A 16,989-nucleotide genomic window follows, 5' to 3' on the forward strand; every position below is an offset into this window, starting at 1 on the left:
CGCGGGGGTGCATGCAAGCGTCGCATGCAAACAAGCCACCCGCAGACGTAGTCGATCAGCTGTTTTCATGCGAAGCCCCGCAGCCCCCGTATCAAGACGCAACACCTCCGGTCGCGTCAAGGCCCGTTCGTGCGCAGACGTGGGCTTGCTGGGGCCAAAACCCTAACGGTGGATTCGGTTTTTCGATCAGCATTGTTCCAGAATGTCCGCGCCCTAGCTTCACGGCCGGTCCAAAGCGTCAGGAGAAAAAGAATGCAGACAGGAAAACTGAGCGGCAAGATCGCCTTGGTGACTGGCGCCTCTTCCGGCATCGGCGAGGCCACCGCCTTGGCGCTGGCGGCCGAGGGCGCCACGCTGGCGATTGCCGCGCGGCGCGCCGAGCGGCTGGACCATCTGGCGAAGCGGATCCGTGAGACCGGCAGCGCGGCACTGCCGATTGCCGTCGATGTCGCCGACGAAGCGCAAGCCACGGCGATGGTCGAGCGGGTCCAGCAGGAGTACGGCCGGCTCGACATGCTGCTTGCGGTTGCCGGGGTCGGCGTCGCCGCGCCGTTCCGCAACACGACGCCGGAAGAATACCGCCGGATGGTCGACGTCAACATCCTGGGCCTGCTTTATCCGATCCATGCGGCACTGCCGTCGATGCAGCGGCAAGGCGCCGGCCACATCGTCGTAGTCTCGTCCGGCACCGGCCGTTATATCCACCCTTCGGTGGTTTATTCCGGCACCAAGCACGCGGTGAGCGCGATGGCGGAATCGCTGCGCCGCGAGATCGGCAAGGACGGCATCCGCGTCACCTGCATCGAGCCTGGCGCCGTCAAGACCGAGTTCACCCAGAATATGCGCGCCGATGTGCGCCAGGCGGTCGAGCAGAGGCTGGGCGACATGGAGCAGCTGGAAAGCCAGGACATCGCCGCCGCCATCCTTTATGCGGTGAGCCAGCCGCCAAGGGTCAACGTCAACATCCTGACGCTCTATCCGACCGCGCAGGCGTGAGGCCGCAAGGTGGTACCCTGCGCCGCCCCCGCAGCTTCATCCGCCGGTCATCAGCGTGAACACAAGCTGCCGCAGCTTGCCGCCCGGGCCGAATTCAACCCGGTCGAAATCGCGGCTCGCCCGCCGTTGTGCCTGCGAAATTCCGGCGAGCCGTCTCGTCACTTCCGTCCTGATCTTGCTGCAGCCACGGTCATCGGCGACGGTCAGGCCAATGGTGGCCGCCTCGATCTTGTGCACCATGTCGACGATGCTGGCGCCGTGCACCTTTTCGTGGGCGGCGAGGCCGGTTGCGAAAACCTCCCAGTTCTTCTGGATTGCGCCCGGCAGCCGCGCGGCCGGCTTCGGCAAGGTGTAGGTGATGATCAGCTTCGGCTGCGCCGACACCAGCACGCAGGCGTCGCCTTGCGGCTTGTAGTCCCTCACCCAGGTCAGCTTGAAATTGGTATGCGCGATGACGCGGCGTTCGCCGAGCAGCGGTCCGCGCCCGCCGATCGAGGCATAGAGCTCCGGGCCGGATTGCCCTGAGATGGCATAGGTCTCGACCTTTTCGACTGCCTGCCAGCCGGCATGCGCCGGCGATGTCGGCAACAAGGCGAGCAGCAGGCAAAGGCGAATGGCTGTTTTCATGCAAGTCCTCGCAGCCGCTGCGCACGACGCAAACGATATGCAGTTCCCTTCCGTGGACATAGCCGGCGGCCGGCTATAGTGGGATGCTCGTATACAAGAATCCACAGACAACGCCATGTCGCCACGACCGAACCTTGCCCGGCAACACCCTGCCCCCGGGGCCCAGCCTCCCGGCGTCAGCCTCTGTCGCGCGCTGTCGAAGCTTGGCCTGTGCTCGCGCAAGCAGGCCGAGCTTCTGGTTGCCGAGGGGCGCGTGCGGGTCGCCGGCAAGATCGTGCGCAACGGCTCGATGCGCGTCGATCCAGGCCGCGATCGCATCGAGGTCGACGGCCGCCGCGTCGCCGCCGAGCGTAAGGTCTATCTGATGCTCAACAAGCCGCGCGGGCTGGTCACCACCCGTGACGACCCGCAGGACCGCGGCACCGTCTATGATTGCCTGGCAGGCCTCGACCTGCCTTTCGTCTCGCCCGTCGGCCGCCTCGACAAGGCCAGCGAAGGCCTGCTGTTGATGACCAACGACACGCGCTTCGCGCAGCGCCTGCTCGATCCCGCCTCGCATGTCGCCAAGACCTATCACGTGCAGATCGGCGCGCTGCCCGACGAGGCCATGCTGGCGCGGTTGCGCGCCGGCGCGACCGTCGACGGAGAATTGCTGGCGGCCCGCTCGATCGAGTTGCTGCGCGGCGGCACCAGCACCGCCTGGCTGGAAATCGTGCTCGACGAGGGCCGCAACCGCCATATCCGCCGGCTGCTCGCCGCCCATGATATCGAGGTGCTGCGCTTGGTGCGGATCGCGATCGGATCTCTGCAACTCAGCGACCTTGCCAAAGGCAAGGCACGCCATCTGAGCGCGGAAGAGCAGGCGCTGCTTCAGGCCTGAACTGCTGGCGGCGACTCGACAGTCAGGCAGCTGCCCGCCAAAGCTGTTCCCTGTCGGATACAGCATCAATTGCCCGCAAGAGAACTGACACCGCGGTGTCCAGGCTGCTTTCCTCGGCCTCCAACTCGACAAGCCCTGTCCAGGGATCGAGATCAGCAGGATCACGCTCTATGTTCGCGACCAACGTCTCGCGTGATTCAAATCGAAATGTGAGGGGTTCATCAATCTTCATTGTCGGAAGAAGCCTTGGCTTTGCCGCACTGGGCCAGCACCTTGCCGATGGCGGCGGATGAGCCGGCAAGCGGAAAGCTGTTCTCGCCATATTTGCCCGAGGCGACCGTGACCTCGCCCTTGGAGCGCAGCAGGGCCAACAGCGGGTCGGTGCTGCTCAATTCCACGGTGAAGGTGTTGTACATTTCTTCGAGTTGAAGCGTCTTGGTCACCGCCTTGCCGCCGGCCTTGAACGCGAACGAAGCGATGCCGGGTTCCAGTTGCGGACCGCTGTCGCCCAAATCATAGCTCAGCGTCGGCTTGCCGAAACAGGCCAGCGTCAGCTGGGCGCCGCCATTCGATCCGCCGCAGACCGACGCCATCAGCACTTTGCCGCCCTCCTCTTCCTCCAGTTTCGCCGTCCAGCCGCACGGCGCGGCAAACGCCGGCTGCGCCGCTTGCAGGACGACCTGAGCGGCGACGCAACCCGCCACGACGAATTTCGCCAATCCGCTTCGCATGATCTTCCCTTCCCAAGTCATCGAACCATCGTCGGCCACGTGGCATCAAGGACTATACAAAACAAATTGTCCCGTGGCATTACCGGCGACACCAGGGCGCTGTAGCAATTCAGGCGATTGATTTTCGATCGAGTGGAAGCGGCACCAGCACCGCCTGGCTGGAGATCGTGCTCGACGAGGGCCGCAACCGCCACATCCGCCGGCTGCTTGGCGCCTACGATATCGAGGTGCTGCGCCTGGTGCGGGTGGCGATCGGCCAATTGCAGCTCGGCGAGCTTGCCAAAGGCAAGGCACGCCATCTGAGCGCGGAAGAGCTGGCGCTACTTCAGGCCTGAAGTGCTGGCTCCAGGGGCCTTCGCACCGAACGGGTGATTGACATTAACATTCCTGTTTCATATTTTCCTTTTATGAAACCGAAATGCGACAGCGCAATTGAAGGGCTGGTCCGACGCGAAGTGGCTCGGCAGCCGGAGAGAAAAGCATGAGCACGGCGTTGCGGGCGGTCCCCAGGTTCCTGGACGAATTGGGCACGTTTGGCGGTCTCAAGGGAACCGATATTGCAAATATCACCGACGTGTCCAAGGCCACGGTTTCGAGGTGGAAGGCCGGCGACATCAAGCCCCAGCCGCGCAGCGAGCTCATTCTATCAGACCTGCACTATATCGTCGGCCGACTGCAGGAATTCTACGAGCCAAGCGATATCCGCACCTGGCTTTACGCTCGCCACCCGCAATTGAACGGCGAAAGAGCAATCGATCTCATTCACGACGACCGTGCTCTCGACGTGCTCAAAGTCATCGACCGGCTTGAGAACGAGGTCTTTCTCTAGTTGGCGATCGCCGGGCGGAAACGACGCGATAGCCGGCTCATCGACGCTATCGAGGCAATAGTTCCGGTCGAATACTCCGGAACGGTTTGGCGTGTGGTGCGCCAGGGCCGCAGCCCGATCCAGTGCTCGAACTCCGGCGGCCGTTGGGACGATGGGACGTTCGACGTGCTCTACACCTCGCAAGAGCGCGAAGGTGCCTTGAGCGAGATGAGATTCCACTTGACGCGGGGGCAGCCAGTGATCCCTTCGCGCGTCAGATACAATCTCTTCGAGATCGATCTTGCTTTGGACCGGACGCTCAGACTGCTCGACCTGGCAGCCTTGCAGACCCTTGGCCTCGACACCGCGCGCTACGGGCAGCTTTCGTATCAGGAAAAGCACGCCGAATATCCGAGGTCGCAAGACATCGGCGAGGCCGCGCATTTCCTCGATTATGACGGTCTGATCGTGCCCAGCGCGCGATATGACTGCCTGAACGTCGTCGCGTTTTGTGATCGGCTGCCGGCCGGAGCGATGACGATCAGAACCGACCACGGGGAAATTGCCTGGGCTAGCGGCGGCCCCGCTGCCGTCCATCCCCCGCACGGGTGATGCGGCCAGCGGAAGTGGCGCGCTAACATTGCCTCCAAGTGCAGAGGTCTAACGCGCAAGGGAGGATCCATGCGTATGCTCCGACTGATACCGACGCTGCTGGCGCTGCTGGCCGTCATGCCATTGAACGCTGAAGCGACCACGAAGAAGTACCCTAAGGGCCACGGCACGAATTGCGCCGAGAAGGACCAGGCGTGCCAGAAGAAATGCCAGGCTGTGCCGATCGACTACAACAGCGTCAAATCCATCCAGGGGCGCAACGAATGTCTGAATAATTGCACCATCGGCTACGATCAGTGTCTCGGGGCACCCGCCCGAATCCAGGAACAGACAATCCAGGAGGACGCCGCGCAATAGAAGCCCGCCAGAGATGGCTCCAATGCGCAAAACATAGGTGTGATCGAATGACGGCGACAGCCCGCCGGTCGCCTTCATGTGCGGCCGCCGACTTCGTCGACATGTCGTCGGGATCTTCATAGACGCGGAACGTGCCCGATTGGCGGAGCTTCTACGGTGCCGTAGCCGCCGCTGAGCAGGCCGACGCCCAGCAGGACCGTGCGATGCGTCACCCGCCGCGCCGCGTCATGGATTTCGGCAAAATCCAGCCCATATTCCTAGATGTGGAGCTTTGAGCGTGAAACTCGCGCGTGCGGTCCTGCTTGCCGCGGCTTTCGTGGCTGTTGCGGCCGTTTGTCCCTCTTCAGCAACCGGAGAGGCGGACGGCCGGGAGAAAATTGTGTTGCGCGTCGAGATAGACGGCGCCATCGGTCCGGCGAGTGCCAGGCAGCTCGAGGAAGCGCTGGCGGTGGCCGCGGACCGAAATGCCCAGGCTCTCATCCTGCAGATGGATACGCCCGGCGGGCTGGTCACCAGCATGCGCGAGATGATCGCCGGCATTCTCGCCTCGCCGGTTCCCGTCATCGGCTATGTCGCGCCGGCCGGCGGGCATGCGGCGAGCGCCGGAACCTACATCCTCTACGCCGCCCATCTGGCGGCGATGGCGCCCGGCACCAATCTGGGCGCGGCAACGCCGATCGAGATGGGCGGGCCGCTGCCATCGTTTCCCGGCGGCAAGAACGATGGCCCGGAGGCGGACAAGGACAAGAAGAACGCACCCGCGGGCGATGCGATGATCGCCAAGGCGACGAACGATGCCGTTGCCCTGATCCGCAGCCTGGCTGAATTGCGCGGGCGCAATGCCGAATGGGGAGAAAAGGCCGTGCGCGAGGCGGCCAGCCTGTCGGCCGGCGCGGCGCTGCAGCAGCATGTCATCGACTTCGTCGCCCGCGACACCACCGAACTGCTTCAACTGGCCGACGGCCGGACCGTCGAGATCGCCGGCAAAAAAGAGGCATTGGCGACGAAGGGGCTGCCGGTCGAAACGCTCGAGCCAGGCTGGCTCATCCGGCTTCTCGCCGTCATCACGGACCCGAATATTGCCGTCATCCTGATGCTGGTCGGCGTCTATGGCCTCGTCTTCGAATTCACGAGCCCGGGCGCGGTCGCGCCCGGCGTGATCGGCACGATTTGCCTTCTGCTCGGACTCTATGCGCTCAATCTCCTGCCGATCAGCTATGCCGGCCTTGCCTTGATGCTGCTTGGCATCATCTTCCTGGTCGTCGAAGCCTTGAACCCGACTGTGGTCCTTGGGCTGGGAGGCGTGGCTGCGTTTCTGCTGGGCGCAGCCATGCTGCTCAGGATCGAGGGGCCCGGCTTCGAGATGTCGTGGGCCGTTATCGGCACCGCCGCCGTCCTGACGCTCGGCCTGGCGCTGTTGACCGGCAGCTATCTGTGGGCGGCCCGCAAGAACGTTCCGCGTGTTGGCGCACAGGCCATGCATGGGCTGCCGGCGAAGGTTCTCGACTGGCAGGGCAGTGAGGGCCACGTGCTCGCCCGGGGCGAGCGCTGGCGGGCAAAAGCCGACGAACCGCTTGCAGTGGGCGACAGCGTCGAGGTGGCCGATGTCAGGGATCTTGTGCTGACGATACGGCGCCGCAATGTGAGAAGCGATGGAGCAAGGCAATGATCATCGGTTATGTGGCCTATCTGGCAGCAGCGCTCGTCGTGGTCATGTTCCTATCCGCGGCCATTCGCATCCTGCGGGAATATGAGCGCGGCGTGGTCTTCACGCTCGGCCGCTTCACCGGGGTCAAGGGCCCCGGCCTTATCATCCTCATCCCCTTCGTGCAGCAGATGGTGAAGGTCGACTTGCGAGTGGTGGTCCAGGACGTCCCGCCGCAGGACGTGATCTCGCGCGACAACGTCTCGGTGAAGGTCAACGCGGTGCTGTATTTTCGTATCGTCGACGCCGAGCGGGCGGTGATCCAGGTTGAAGACTTCATGACCGCCACCAACCAGCTGGCACAGACCACGTTGCGCTCGGTGCTCGGCAAGCATGAGCTCGATGAAATGCTGGCCGAACGTGACAAGCTCAACAGCGATATCCAGGAGATTCTCGACCAGCGCACCGATGCCTGGGGCATCAAGGTCTCCGATGTCGAGATCAAGCATGTCGACCTCAACGAGAACATGGTCCGCGCCATCGCCAAGCAGGCCGAGGCGGAACGGCTGCGGCGTGCGAAAGTGATCAATGCCGACGGCGAACAGCAGGCGGCGGCAAAGCTCGTCGAGGCCGGCAAGATGCTTGCCGAAGCACCGCAGGCTATGCAGCTACGCTATTTCGAGGCTCTCCATGACATCGCCGGTGAGCGCTCGTCGACGGTCGTGTTTCCGGTGCCGATGGATCTGCTCGGTCATTTCATCAAGCAGGGTGGTGGAGGCGGAGGCGGCTGAGCACGTGATCTCCCCCCTCGAGGGGGAGACGGCCGCGAAGCGGCCAGAGGGGGTCGTCTCACATAGATCGCCGACGCCTTCCTCTACGAGAGACGGCGCTGACGCCTCACGCGCCGCGACCCCCTCTGTCGCCTTCGGCGACATCTCCCCCTCAGGGGGGGGAGATCAGCACCCTCACCTCCGCCACGGCGGGACGGGCGCAAAGCGTTTGCCGATCCAGTCGGCGAAGGCACGTGTCTTGGCGGCTTGCCCCTTGGCCGAAGGCATGACGACATAGACGGCGCCCTCGTCGGCAAGCGTCCAGTCCTCCAGCACTGGCACCAGCCGGCCGTCGGCGAGCTCGCGTCCGACCAGCCAATCCGTGCTCATCATCAGTCCGACGCCTTGCACGGCGGCTTCGACCAGCACCTCGGCGTCGTCGGTGACCAGCGGCCCGGAGACCTCGATACTGACGCGCCGGCCCGAACTGTCGGTCATCTCCCAGGCCGGAAAGGTCTGGAAACCTGAGAAGCCCAGGCAACTGTGTTCCAGCAGTGCTTCAGGTTCAGTCGGCGTGCCCCGGCGGGCGAGGTAGGACGGCGCGGCGCACAGCAGCCGCCGCCGTGTAGCGACCTTGCGCGCCACCAGCCGCGAATCCTCCAGCGCGCCGAGACGCACGGCGACATCGAAATTCTCGGCGACGAGATCTACGAAGCGGTTGGAGAACTCGGCCTCGATACGGACATCGGGAAATTCGGCGAGAAACTGCGGCAGCAGCGGGCCGATCCACATGCGCCCGAACGAGCCGGGCAGCGCCAGCCGCAGCACGCCGCGCGGCCCGCCGCCGGCATGCGCCGACGCGGCAGCCTCGGCCTCGTCGACCGCAGCCAGGATGGCGCGGACCCGGATGAGAAATTCCGAACCCACCTCGGTCAGCGATACGCTTCGTGTCGTCCGGTGCAGCAGGCGCACGCCCAACCGCTCTTCCAGCGAGGCAAGGCGCCGCGACAGGATCGTCGCGTCGCGGCCGATGCGAGCAGCCGCCCTGGTGAAGGAGCGTGCTTCAGCGATTGCCGCGAAGGCGGCCATTTCGACCAATGCTGCAGGTTCGTGCGATTGCTGCATCAGGCGCAGAGCTCAAATGTAAAAGCCAAGGATTATATACCAATAGCGCAGCAGCTAGTTTCACTCAATCCCGGCCCATCAATCGGTCATCAACCGGAGTGAGACATGAAAGCGATCGAACTGACTGCCCCGAGACTGGACGCGTTTCGCGCGGCCACCGTTCCCACGCCTGAACCGCAGCGCGGCGAAGTGCTGATCCGCCTGCGCGCCGCAAGCCTCAATTTTGTCGATGTCGCGATAGCGAGCGGCAACTATCCAGGTCCGAGCTTTCCGCTCATTCCCGTCGTCGACGGCGCCGGCGAGATCGTCGGCATTGGCGAGGGCGTGTCGAGGCTCGCCATCAACGACCGCGTCATCGCCCATGCAAAACCGCGCTGGATCGGCGGCCGTCCGCGGCCTTATGAGACCAGAGAGATGCGCGGGCTGACACTGCCCGGCTCGCTCGCCGAATATGTCGCGCTGCCGGCCAATGCCGTCGTGCCGATGCCGGCGCATCTGTCCTTCGAAGCGGCAGCGACGCTGCCGATCGCCGGCACCACCGCGTGGAACGCGCTTCGCGCCGCCGATGCCGGGCCGGGGTCGGTCGTCGTCCTGCTCGGTACCGGCGGTGTCTCGATCCTGACCCTGCAACTGGCCAAGGCAGCCGGCGCCACGGTCATCATCACCTCGTCGTCTGACGAAAAGCTGGCGCGCGCCAAGGCCTTGGGTGCGGATCATCTCATAAATTATCGTGAGACGCCGGACTGGGACGCCAAGGTGCTCGAGTTGACCGACGGGCTGGGCGCCGACCTGATCGTCGAAACCGGCGGCGCGGCGACCTTCGCCCGCTCCATCAATGCCGCGGCGCTCGGCGGCACGGTGTTCGCCATCGGCTTCGTCACCGGCGCCGAGGCCACCACGAACCTGCTGCCGATCATCATCAAGGCACTCAAGGTGGTGGGCAACAACACCGGTTCGGTATCCGACCTGCGCGACGCGGCGCGGGCCATCGGCGCCGCCCGTATCGATCCGGTCATCGACACGGTCTACAGCCAGCATCAGGCGACCGAGGCCTACGCCCACATGGCGGCCGGCGGCCGGCATTTCGGCAAGCTTGCATTCAGTCTGTCGTGGTGAGCCTGAAAAAGGCAAAGCGTTGAAGCTGCCGATCTCCCCTCTCGTGGGGAGATCGGTCGTCACCTCGGCTTTTGACAATCGCCAATGCGCCGACAGTCCCAACCTCCGCCTAAATCAGCTTCTCCAGCGTGATCGGCAGGTCCCGCACCCTTTTCCCGGTGGCGTGGAATACCGCGTTGGCGATCGCCGGCGCCACGCCGACAATGCCCAGCTCGCCGACCCCCTTGCCGCCAAGCGCCGAGGAATGCGGATCGGGAATACCGACCGAGATCACCTCGATGTCGGGAATGTCGGCATTGGTGGCGATGAGATAGTCGGCGAAATTGTCGTTGACGATGCGCCCATGCCGGCGGTCGACGATGCCCTCCTCGAGCAGCGCCTGGCCGATGCCCATGATGATGCCGCCCTTCCATTGGCTTTCGGCGAGCTTGGGATTGTAGAGCCGGCCCGAATCCAGCGCCGACACCACGCGGGAGACGCGAACCGTGCCAAAGTCCTCGTCGACACGGACTTCGATGAAATGCGCGCACCAGCTGTGGCGGGAATAGTCGCCCTCGGTGTGTGGCAGCGCCATGGCTATGGTGGTGTAGTTCTTGTAGCGGTCCTCGACCGTCGAATTGGCCGGCATGGTGTCGCCCTTCGCCTCGATATGCTCGCGCCCGACGCTGCTGAGCAGTTCGGCGATGGAAACTTCAGGGCCGTTGCCGCGCGGCGAGGCGATGCGGCCATTGGCGACGACGAGCGTGTTGGCCTGCAGCGCATGGAACGGCGAAGCCGGATCGCTGATGGCGAGCCCGATCAGCTGGTCGAGCGCGGCACTCGCCGCCTTGTGGACGGCGCCGGTCATCACCCCGGCCAGCCGCGAACCGCCGGTGACGCCAGCACGGGCATAGCGGGAATCGCCAAGCTTGACGACGACGTTTTCCGCCGGCACGCCCACCACCTCGGCGGCGGTCTGCGCCAGGATCGTGTAGGTGCCCTGCCCCATGTCGATCGATGAGCTTTCGACCTCGACCGAGCCGTCGGCGAGAATGCGCACGACCGCCTCGCCATAGGCGCGCCGCACCGGATAGGTGCCTGCCGCGACACCCCAGCCGATCAGCTGGCTGCCGTCGCGCATCGAACGCGGCCGGGGGTTCCGCTTCGACCAGCCAAAGGCTTCGGCGCCGGCCGCGAAGGCCTCACGCAGCTGCCGTGTCGACCACGGCTTCTTCGCATGCGGATCCTGCTCGGCATAATTCCTGAGCCGGATTTCCAGCGGATCGATACCGACCTCATAGGCGAGCTCGTCGATGGCGCTTTCGATGCCGAAGGCGCTCGGGTTCTCGCCCGGCGCGCGCAATGCCCCCGGCACCACCGTGTTGACCCGCACGACGTTCTGCCGCGACGAGAAATTCGGCGTCGCGTACATGACCGAGGTGACCGAGCCGAGCGGCTCGACCCACATGCCGTCGACCGAGGTCTCGTTGACGCCGCGATGCACGATCGACTGGATCTGGCCCTCCGCGTTGGCGCCGAGCGCCACGGTCTGGCGCGTCGCCGCCCGTCCGCCATAGGCGGTGAAGGTCTGCGGCCTGGTGACCGCCAGCTTCACCGGCCGTCCCAGCATTTTCGCGGCGACTGCCGCTACAGCGCCGTAGCCATAGGCAAACGCCTTGGAGCCGAAGCCGCCGCCAATATAAGGCGAGACCAGTCGTACATTCTCGAACGGCACGCCGAACCATTCGGCATAGGTCCGCGCCATGCCGTCGAGCCATTGGCTCGGCTCCCAGACCGTCAGCTGGTCGCCCTGCCACTTTGCGATCAGGCCATGCGGCTCCATCGGCGCTTGGTATTCGCGCGGCGTGTTGTAGGCGTTGCAGATCCTGACCGGAGCCGAGGCGAACGCTGTCTCCGCCTCGCCCCATTCCTTGGTCATCGCATCGACGGGGATGCCGTCGCCGGCCTTTGGATCGCTGAGGTCGACGATCGCCGGCGCCTCGTCATAGGCGATCTTGACCAGCGCCGCGGCGGCGACCGCCTGCTCGAAACTCTCGGCCACCACCGCCGCGACATGCTGGCCGCTGAAGGTGATGTCGCGCGCCAGCGGGCAATAGGCGACGTCCGGCGGCGGCGTGCCCAGCCAGTCCGTTGCGGTTCTCAGCGGCAGGATATTGTCGGGCGTCAGCACCAGCAGCACGCCGGGCGACGCCTTGGCCGCGGCCGTGTCGATCGAACGCACCCGGCCGGCGGCAATGGTGCTCTCGACCAGCACCGCATGGGTAAGCCCCTCGAGCTGCTGCTCGACGGCGTATTTGGCGGCACCGGTGATCTTGGCCGGGCCGTCGACGCGCGACAGCCGACCGCCGACCTGATCGGCGAGGACGGCACCGTCCGAAGCGTCGCCGCGTTTGGCATCGCCGGGTCTTGTTCTCAACTCGTGAACGGTCATGCCGTTTCTCCCATTTTGAGGATGGCGCGGGCGACGACGCGCGGCGCCAGTTCGATCTTGTAGTGGTTGGCGCCACGGTCGACGGCGCCCTCGACGGCGAGCAGGCTGGCTTGCCTGACGACCTCCGGCTCGAGCACTTTGCCTTTCAGCGCCTCTTCGACGGCAAGGGCGCGCCATGGCTTGGTGGCGACGCCGCCAAGCGCGACGCGCAGATCGCGGATCGTCCTTCCGTCGGCCTCGAATTCGATGCCGACCGCGGCACTTGCCGCGGCGAATTCATAGGACTGGCGGTCGCGGACCTTGAGATAGGTCGAGCGGCGGGCGGCCGCCGAAGCGGGAATGCCGATCGCGGTGATCATCTCGCCGGACTCAATCGCATGCTCCCTTTCGGGCGTGCTGCCCGGCAACAGGAAAAAATCATCGACGGCGATCTGACGGTCGCCGAGATGGACAATCGCGTCGAAGGCGACGAGTGCAACCGCCAGGTCGCCGGGATAGGTGGCGACGCAGGCCTCGCTGGTGCCGAGCACGGCATGGCCGCGGGTGACGCCGCCAATCGCCGAGCAGCCGCTGCCGGGCGAGCGCTTGTTGCAGGCGGGGAAATTCGCCGGATCGCGGAAATAGGGGCAGCGTGTACGCTGCATCAGATTGCCGCCGATCGTCGCCATGTTGCGCAGCTGCGCCGATGCCGCCTGCCACAGCGCCTCCGAAACGGCAGGGAACCGGCTCTTGATACCGGCATGGTCGGCGACGGTGCTCATCCTGGCCAGCGCCCCGATCGTGGCGCCCCGGTCATCAACGGCAATCGTGTCCAGTCCCTTGAGATGGGTGATGTCGACCACGGTCTCGGGTTCGGCAACGCCGCATTTCGCGAGATCGACAAGCGTCGTGCCGCCGGCGAGAAGCATGACGCCGGGAAGTGCTGCTGCCTCACGGGCTGCATCGACGGAGCCGGCGCGGAGATACGAAAAGTCTCTCATGACGCGGCCTCCATGGCCGCCTGGCGCACGGCGGCGACGATATGCGGATAGGCGCCGCAGCGGCAGAGATTGCCGGCCATGTATTCGCGGATCTCCTCATTCGAGCCGGCATGGCCTTCGCGAATGCAGGCGACCGCCGACATGATCTGGCCCGGCGTGCAATAGCCGCACTGGAAGGCATCCTGTTCGAGGAAGGCGGCCTGCACCGCATGCAGCGTGCCATCCTCCCCGGCAAGCCCTTCGATGGTGGTGATGTCCCTGCTTTCAGCCTGAGTGGCAAGCGTCAGGCAGGCCAGCACGCGCTGGCCGTCGATATGAACGGTGCAGGCGCCGCACTGGCCCTGGTCGCAGCCCTTCTTGGTGCCGGTCAGCCCGAGATGGTCGCGCAAGGCGTCGAGCAGGGTAACGCGCGGTTCGACCTCCAGCTCATGTCGATGTCCGTTGATTCGAAGTTGGATTGGAGTTCGGGTTTTGCTTGTCATGGGGCGTCTGGCTCCAGTTGCTTGACGCGGGAGGGGATGATCTGGTGCCCGGCCGGCGAGCGGCAAGGTCAGCTTATGGCTAGGTGAAGGCTATCTTCCTCTTGGGGGAAGTGCCCGGCAGGGCAGAGGGGGTCGGTTCGACTTGGCGCGAGCTCCGGGAGGGCTGCGGCTTGGGAGGTCGAAAGACGTGACATACCCGATCCCGTGATTACATGAGAAAGGCGCTCCACAATCGGAGGCGCCTCCGCTTATTACCTAAGGGCCTGCTCCGTCCTGTTCAAGCCCAGGATCGAAAATGATCAAAATTGGAGGAAATTGGCAGGCAGCCGGCCGTCGTGCCTGGAGACAAAAAAGCACCACCGGCCCAAGCCGGTGGTGCTCTCTGAACTGTCTGTAGGGGCAGGACAGTCCAATGATCCTGAGGGGATCGTGCTCAACATGGGCTCATTTTTGCCCCACGGCATCGGCCGAACAGATGACGAGTGCCGGCCGCGAGGAAATATCCTCCGTCGTCATCCTCCGGACGTCATCCACGGGCCGTGCACTGGAGGCGGGCAAGATGCCTCGCCTGCCGGAACGCCGGCCCAGACCCGATCCTGTGATTATATTTACTTGCGATTATATTTGTCGGAGACGTAACGAAGGTGGAAGCGTCTGCGTTCTTGAAACGGGGCCTGCCTATCCGGGTATGCTTCGGATCAGCACTGGAGAAAAAATTGGCCGCGGAGCCGCCCGTCATTTCTGGAGACAAAACCGAAGCCGCCGTTGCAAAGCCGCTGCGCGCCGACGCGCAGCGCAACCGCGATGCGCTGGTCGAGGTCGCGGCAAAAGCCTTTGCCGCGCAAGGCGTCGATGCCTCGCTGGAGGAGATTGCGCGGCAGGCCGGCGTCGGCATCGGCACGCTCTACCGGCATTTCCCAACCCGCGAGCACCTGGTCGAGGTGGTTTATCGGCGCGAAGTGGAAGGACTGTGCCAGGCGGCCGACGAACTCGCCCGCGATCATGCGCCCGACATGGCGCTCGAACAATGGATGCAGCGCTTCGTCGACTACATCGCCACCAAGCGCGGGCTGTCGACAAGCCTGCGCATCCTGCTCACGACCAACTCAACCCTGTTCTCCGACGTTTCCGGCAGGGTGACGCTCGCCTTGCGGCGGCTGATCGATGCTGCGGTCGCCGACGGCTCGATCCGCGGCGATGTCGATGCCTCCGACGTGCTGCATGCGCTGGGCGGCATCTATTCGGCCCCGGACACCAAGGACTGGCGCGACCGCTCGCGCCGATTGGTGTCGCTGCTGATGGATGGGTTGCGGTTTGGAGCGGCCAAATCCGGCCCATCCAAGGAATAACGAATGCAGTGACTGTCCTTATTTCAGCGAGATGCTCATACCGCTGAGATCGGCATTGACTTGCAGGCCTACCTGCCTGCCCGTGAGTTCGAGTTGGGCACCCTTGTCATTGGTCATGACGATCACCTGGGCTCCTTTGCCGAGCGCGCCGCCACCGCCCGCTGCACCGTACACCCCCGTCACATCCCGGGCGCGGCGTATGTGGCGCACGGTACCTTTGAAATAGGTCTTGGAGGCGCCGAAGGCGAGGCCGCCCGAGATGCCGCCGACCGAGATGGGATATCGGCGACCATGGAAGGTCAGTGTGCCCTCGCCTCCGGAGCCGCCGATGAAAAAGGCCGCCTTGTAGACGGCGAAGCGGATCGTACCGCTGTCGGCATGCGCGACGCTGGCAAAGCTAACTGCCGCCGCAGCGATGACGGCAACTGCGACTGAACGAAATCTGGACGAAATCTTCATGATGAGAACTCCTCAAGATCGCCGCATGCCCAGCCGGCCGGGCACGTCGGCGTCGTATCAAAGTCATAGCTGAACAGTCTCGCCGGTCATTGGTTCCAAGCACGCGGCCTGAATCCGGCTGCGAGAAGACCGCCACGAAACGAGGCGGATGGCGAGCGTAGTCCTGGCTGTAAGAACAGTGGCCGAATGGTGGGGATGATCGTAGGTGTTGAGGCGGAATGGTATTAGTCTGCGCTGTCTGGGGTTTCGGGAGCGCGGCAAAGCAATGGACTTCAACTCACGACATGGCTACCTGCTGATCGGTGGCCTGATCCTGGTCGGCGCCGGGCTCCTGGTCGTTTCGCTGATCGTCAATCTTCGCGTGGCGCACAGTGTGCGTGACGACGTACGCCATCGTGAAAAGCTGCTGGAATATTATCGCAATATCTTTTCGCAGCTGGGCGTGATCCTGATCGGGATTGGCGTGTCCCTGTTCATCTTCTTTTTTCAGCAGAATTATCAGGACCAGCGCAAACGCGAAACGGAGCTCCAGCAGGTTCTCGCCAAACTGGCGGCGCGTGTTGCCCGCGGCAGCGCTGTCGTGGAGGCCCTCGGCGAATTCGACGCGCTGCTGGATGATGGCGGTGCCTATGTCAGTCCGGAACACGGCGGAAACAATGCCGCCGTCAGCGCCCACGGAACGGCGCTCGCCAAGCAGGTTTCGCAGATCCTTCTGGTCGAGCGCGACGTCGATGTCCAGGGGTTCGATATCCTGAATCTGTCGCGCGATTTCGAAGCATCGTTCGTCGTCAACGAGCTCAACCCAACGCTATGGTTCAACATCGTCCGGGACGAGAGCGACATCAAATATGCCACCACCCAGATCGCCCTGGATTACAAGGACCTGCAGGATGCAATCGGCGGCGAGCCGATCGAGGTTGCGATCGCCAATCCCGAAAAGGAACGGAAGATCAAGCAGGAGGTGCTCGACGTCTTTTATGATGCCGACCTCCTGCGCCAGCGCAGCAGGCGGTTTCTCGCCCGCGCGTGCTGGCTTTTCAGCACGGGGCGCGGCTTCGTCAAGCTTGCACCGGCCAATGAAATCGAAGCCGATGCCAGATCGCACCAGGAATGGCTCGACCGGTCGAAACCCTTCCTGACGCAGTTGAAGTCGGGAAGCGGCGATTGCTTCAAATTGCTTCAGTTCGGCCCGGCGTCTTTGAGTTGAGAACCAGCCAAACACTCAACGACCAGGTTCGACCCCATTGCGGACGATCAGCCCGGCGCCACAAACGCGTATGACTTCATCAGATCAAGTGTTGTCTCGGCGCGTACAGAAAGGTTGTCTGGCACCTCGATCCGAACGAGTAAAATGTCTGTTCCTTGATCAATTCCGAACAAAGCGGCAATCGGTCGGGGACCATCGAAATGCCACGATGCCCATTGCCGTGGAGATGCATCTGTATCGGTTTCCTTGAGCTCGTCTTCTAGAATCCTACGCAATCCGCCATCAAGGGCCTCGCCAGCCATGTGACCGATTTCATCGATCAGCGGGTTCCAATTAACTAGCCAGACCCAATTCTGCACCCAGGCCACCTGCTGGTCTCCAATTTGGGACGAAAGCCGACTGGTCTCGTTAGTC

At 64.0% G+C, this 16,989-nt stretch carries 19 protein-coding genes and 1 pseudogene; 11 read left to right on the forward strand and 9 right to left on the reverse strand.

The window, feature by feature from the left end:
• Positions 1-252: 252 nt before the first annotated feature.
• Positions 253-996 carry an SDR family oxidoreductase gene (locus NKJ15_RS20145; RefSeq protein ID WP_352817036.1) on the forward strand — a complete coding sequence of 248 codons (744 nt, stop codon included), beginning with the start codon at positions 253-255 and terminating at the stop codon, positions 994-996.
• Positions 997-1,032: 36 nt separating this feature from the next.
• On the opposite strand, the gene NKJ15_RS20150 is transcribed toward NKJ15_RS20145, so the two are convergent.
• A complete protein-coding gene (locus tag NKJ15_RS20150; RefSeq protein ID WP_352817039.1) occupies positions 1,033-1,623 on the reverse strand; it encodes a DUF922 domain-containing Zn-dependent protease in 591 nt (196 codons plus the stop codon).
• A gap of 115 nt (positions 1,624-1,738) precedes the next feature.
• On the opposite strand from NKJ15_RS20150, the gene NKJ15_RS20155 reads away from it, so the two are divergent.
• Positions 1,739-2,503: a pseudouridine synthase gene (locus NKJ15_RS20155; RefSeq protein ID WP_352817041.1), complete on the forward strand. Its 765-nt coding sequence runs from the start codon at positions 1,739-1,741 to the stop codon at positions 2,501-2,503.
• A gap of 22 nt (positions 2,504-2,525) precedes the next feature.
• Here the strand turns inward: NKJ15_RS20155 and NKJ15_RS20160 are convergent, their stop codons facing one another.
• Positions 2,526-2,735 (reverse strand): hypothetical protein, encoded by a 210-nt coding sequence (locus tag NKJ15_RS20160; RefSeq protein WP_352501242.1) that lies wholly within the window; start codon positions 2,733-2,735, stop codon positions 2,526-2,528.
• Positions 2,725-3,234 carry a hypothetical protein gene (locus tag NKJ15_RS20165; RefSeq protein WP_352501243.1) on the reverse strand — a complete coding sequence of 170 codons (510 nt, stop codon included), beginning with the start codon at positions 3,232-3,234 and terminating at the stop codon, positions 2,725-2,727. Before NKJ15_RS20165 ends, NKJ15_RS20160 begins: the two co-directional genes overlap by 11 nt.
• 140 nt (positions 3,235-3,374) lie before the next feature.
• Here NKJ15_RS20165 and NKJ15_RS20170 point away from each other — a divergent pair.
• From NKJ15_RS20170 to NKJ15_RS20195, 6 genes and pseudogenes are all read left to right on the forward strand, one after another.
• Positions 3,375-3,569: pseudogene (locus tag NKJ15_RS20170) on the forward strand (pseudouridine synthase); the annotation flags it as partial.
• 146 nt (positions 3,570-3,715) lie between these two features.
• On the forward strand, positions 3,716-4,063 hold the full coding sequence (locus NKJ15_RS20175) for an antitoxin Xre/MbcA/ParS toxin-binding domain-containing protein (protein ID WP_023680350.1): 348 nt from the start codon (positions 3,716-3,718) through the stop codon (positions 4,061-4,063).
• The gene (locus NKJ15_RS20180) at positions 4,064-4,654 is read left to right on the forward strand and encodes an RES family NAD+ phosphorylase (RefSeq protein WP_352817044.1); all 591 of its coding nucleotides are present in this window, start codon (positions 4,064-4,066) and stop codon (positions 4,652-4,654) included. It begins immediately after the preceding gene.
• Positions 4,655-4,723: 69 nt separating this feature from the next.
• Positions 4,724-5,011 (forward strand): hypothetical protein, encoded by a 288-nt coding sequence (locus NKJ15_RS20185; RefSeq protein ID WP_352494411.1) that lies wholly within the window; start codon positions 4,724-4,726, stop codon positions 5,009-5,011.
• Between the two features lie 277 nt (positions 5,012-5,288).
• Positions 5,289-6,680 carry an NfeD family protein gene (locus NKJ15_RS20190; protein ID WP_352817047.1) on the forward strand — a complete coding sequence of 464 codons (1,392 nt, stop codon included), beginning with the start codon at positions 5,289-5,291 and terminating at the stop codon, positions 6,678-6,680.
• Positions 6,677-7,447 carry a slipin family protein gene (locus tag NKJ15_RS20195; RefSeq protein WP_023680344.1) on the forward strand — a complete coding sequence of 257 codons (771 nt, stop codon included), beginning with the start codon at positions 6,677-6,679 and terminating at the stop codon, positions 7,445-7,447. Before NKJ15_RS20190 ends, NKJ15_RS20195 begins: the two co-directional genes overlap by 4 nt.
• A gap of 174 nt (positions 7,448-7,621) precedes the next feature.
• On the opposite strand, the gene NKJ15_RS20200 is transcribed toward NKJ15_RS20195, so the two are convergent.
• A complete protein-coding gene (locus NKJ15_RS20200; protein WP_352817050.1) occupies positions 7,622-8,551 on the reverse strand; it encodes a LysR family transcriptional regulator in 930 nt (309 codons plus the stop codon).
• A gap of 105 nt (positions 8,552-8,656) precedes the next feature.
• Between NKJ15_RS20200 and NKJ15_RS20205 the strand changes: the two genes are divergently transcribed.
• A complete protein-coding gene (locus NKJ15_RS20205) occupies positions 8,657-9,667 on the forward strand; it encodes a zinc-dependent alcohol dehydrogenase family protein (protein WP_352817053.1) in 1,011 nt (336 codons plus the stop codon).
• A 109-nt stretch (positions 9,668-9,776) separates the two neighbouring features.
• On the opposite strand, the gene NKJ15_RS20210 is transcribed toward NKJ15_RS20205, so the two are convergent.
• The 3 genes from NKJ15_RS20210 to NKJ15_RS20220 are packed head-to-tail and all read right to left on the reverse strand — an operon-like array spanning position 9,777 to position 13,560.
• Complete coding sequence (locus NKJ15_RS20210; RefSeq protein WP_352817055.1) at positions 9,777-12,098, reverse strand: xanthine dehydrogenase family protein molybdopterin-binding subunit; 2,322 nt, start codon at positions 12,096-12,098, stop codon at positions 9,777-9,779.
• Positions 12,095-13,078 carry an FAD binding domain-containing protein gene (locus NKJ15_RS20215; RefSeq protein WP_352472180.1) on the reverse strand — a complete coding sequence of 328 codons (984 nt, stop codon included), beginning with the start codon at positions 13,076-13,078 and terminating at the stop codon, positions 12,095-12,097. The genes NKJ15_RS20210 and NKJ15_RS20215 overlap by 4 nt, the downstream gene beginning before the upstream one ends.
• On the reverse strand, positions 13,075-13,560 hold the full coding sequence (locus NKJ15_RS20220; protein WP_352472181.1) for a (2Fe-2S)-binding protein: 486 nt from the start codon (positions 13,558-13,560) through the stop codon (positions 13,075-13,077). The genes NKJ15_RS20215 and NKJ15_RS20220 overlap by 4 nt, the downstream gene beginning before the upstream one ends.
• Positions 13,561-14,276: 716 nt before the next feature.
• Between NKJ15_RS20220 and NKJ15_RS20225 the strand changes: the two genes are divergently transcribed.
• Complete coding sequence (locus tag NKJ15_RS20225) at positions 14,277-14,909, forward strand: TetR/AcrR family transcriptional regulator (RefSeq protein WP_023677324.1); 633 nt, start codon at positions 14,277-14,279, stop codon at positions 14,907-14,909.
• 18 nt (positions 14,910-14,927) lie between these two features.
• Here NKJ15_RS20225 and NKJ15_RS20230 read toward each other — a convergent pair whose 3' ends face one another.
• Positions 14,928-15,368 carry a lipid-binding SYLF domain-containing protein gene (locus tag NKJ15_RS20230; RefSeq protein ID WP_352451439.1) on the reverse strand — a complete coding sequence of 147 codons (441 nt, stop codon included), beginning with the start codon at positions 15,366-15,368 and terminating at the stop codon, positions 14,928-14,930.
• A gap of 265 nt (positions 15,369-15,633) precedes the next feature.
• On the opposite strand from NKJ15_RS20230, the gene NKJ15_RS20235 reads away from it, so the two are divergent.
• Positions 15,634-16,575 carry a hypothetical protein gene (locus tag NKJ15_RS20235; protein WP_352817058.1) on the forward strand — a complete coding sequence of 314 codons (942 nt, stop codon included), beginning with the start codon at positions 15,634-15,636 and terminating at the stop codon, positions 16,573-16,575.
• 47 nt (positions 16,576-16,622) lie between these two features.
• Here the strand turns inward: NKJ15_RS20235 and NKJ15_RS20240 are convergent, their stop codons facing one another.
• Positions 16,623-16,943, reverse strand: coding sequence for a hypothetical protein (locus tag NKJ15_RS20240; protein WP_352817061.1), 321 nt, complete (start codon positions 16,941-16,943; stop codon positions 16,623-16,625).
• Positions 16,944-16,989 lie beyond the last annotated feature (46 nt).

The organism is Mesorhizobium sp. M0207, assembly GCF_040321995.1.
Classification (GTDB): domain Bacteria; phylum Pseudomonadota; class Alphaproteobacteria; order Rhizobiales; family Rhizobiaceae; genus Mesorhizobium.

Excerpts from the sequence above, each read along its gene's own strand:
- NKJ15_RS20185 (WP_352494411.1), top strand. The coding sequence starts at position 4,724 with ATGCGTATGCTCCGACTGATACCGACGCTGCTGGCGCTGCTGGCCGTC.
- NKJ15_RS20155 (WP_352817041.1), top strand. The coding sequence starts at position 1,739 with ATGTCGCCACGACCGAACCTTGCCCGGCAACACCCTGCCCCCGGGGCC.
- NKJ15_RS20200 (WP_352817050.1), bottom strand. The coding sequence starts at position 8,551 with ATGCAGCAATCGCACGAACCTGCAGCATTGGTCGAAATGGCCGCCTTC.
- NKJ15_RS20205 (WP_352817053.1), top strand. The coding sequence starts at position 8,657 with ATGAAAGCGATCGAACTGACTGCCCCGAGACTGGACGCGTTTCGCGCG.
- NKJ15_RS20160 (WP_352501242.1), bottom strand. The coding sequence starts at position 2,735 with ATGAAGATTGATGAACCCCTCACATTTCGATTTGAATCACGCGAGACG.
- NKJ15_RS20235 (WP_352817058.1), top strand. The coding sequence starts at position 15,634 with ATGGACTTCAACTCACGACATGGCTACCTGCTGATCGGTGGCCTGATC.
- NKJ15_RS20195 (WP_023680344.1), top strand. The coding sequence starts at position 6,677 with ATGATCATCGGTTATGTGGCCTATCTGGCAGCAGCGCTCGTCGTGGTC.
- NKJ15_RS20220 (WP_352472181.1), bottom strand. The coding sequence starts at position 13,560 with ATGACAAGCAAAACCCGAACTCCAATCCAACTTCGAATCAACGGACAT.
- NKJ15_RS20210 (WP_352817055.1), bottom strand. The coding sequence starts at position 12,098 with ATGACCGTTCACGAGTTGAGAACAAGACCCGGCGATGCCAAACGCGGC.
- NKJ15_RS20145 (WP_352817036.1), top strand. The coding sequence starts at position 253 with ATGCAGACAGGAAAACTGAGCGGCAAGATCGCCTTGGTGACTGGCGCC.
- NKJ15_RS20150 (WP_352817039.1), bottom strand. The coding sequence starts at position 1,623 with ATGAAAACAGCCATTCGCCTTTGCCTGCTGCTCGCCTTGTTGCCGACA.
- NKJ15_RS20215 (WP_352472180.1), bottom strand. The coding sequence starts at position 13,078 with ATGAGAGACTTTTCGTATCTCCGCGCCGGCTCCGTCGATGCAGCCCGT.
- NKJ15_RS20230 (WP_352451439.1), bottom strand. The coding sequence starts at position 15,368 with ATGAAGATTTCGTCCAGATTTCGTTCAGTCGCAGTTGCCGTCATCGCT.
- NKJ15_RS20165 (WP_352501243.1), bottom strand. The coding sequence starts at position 3,234 with ATGCGAAGCGGATTGGCGAAATTCGTCGTGGCGGGTTGCGTCGCCGCT.
- NKJ15_RS20175 (WP_023680350.1), top strand. The coding sequence starts at position 3,716 with ATGAGCACGGCGTTGCGGGCGGTCCCCAGGTTCCTGGACGAATTGGGC.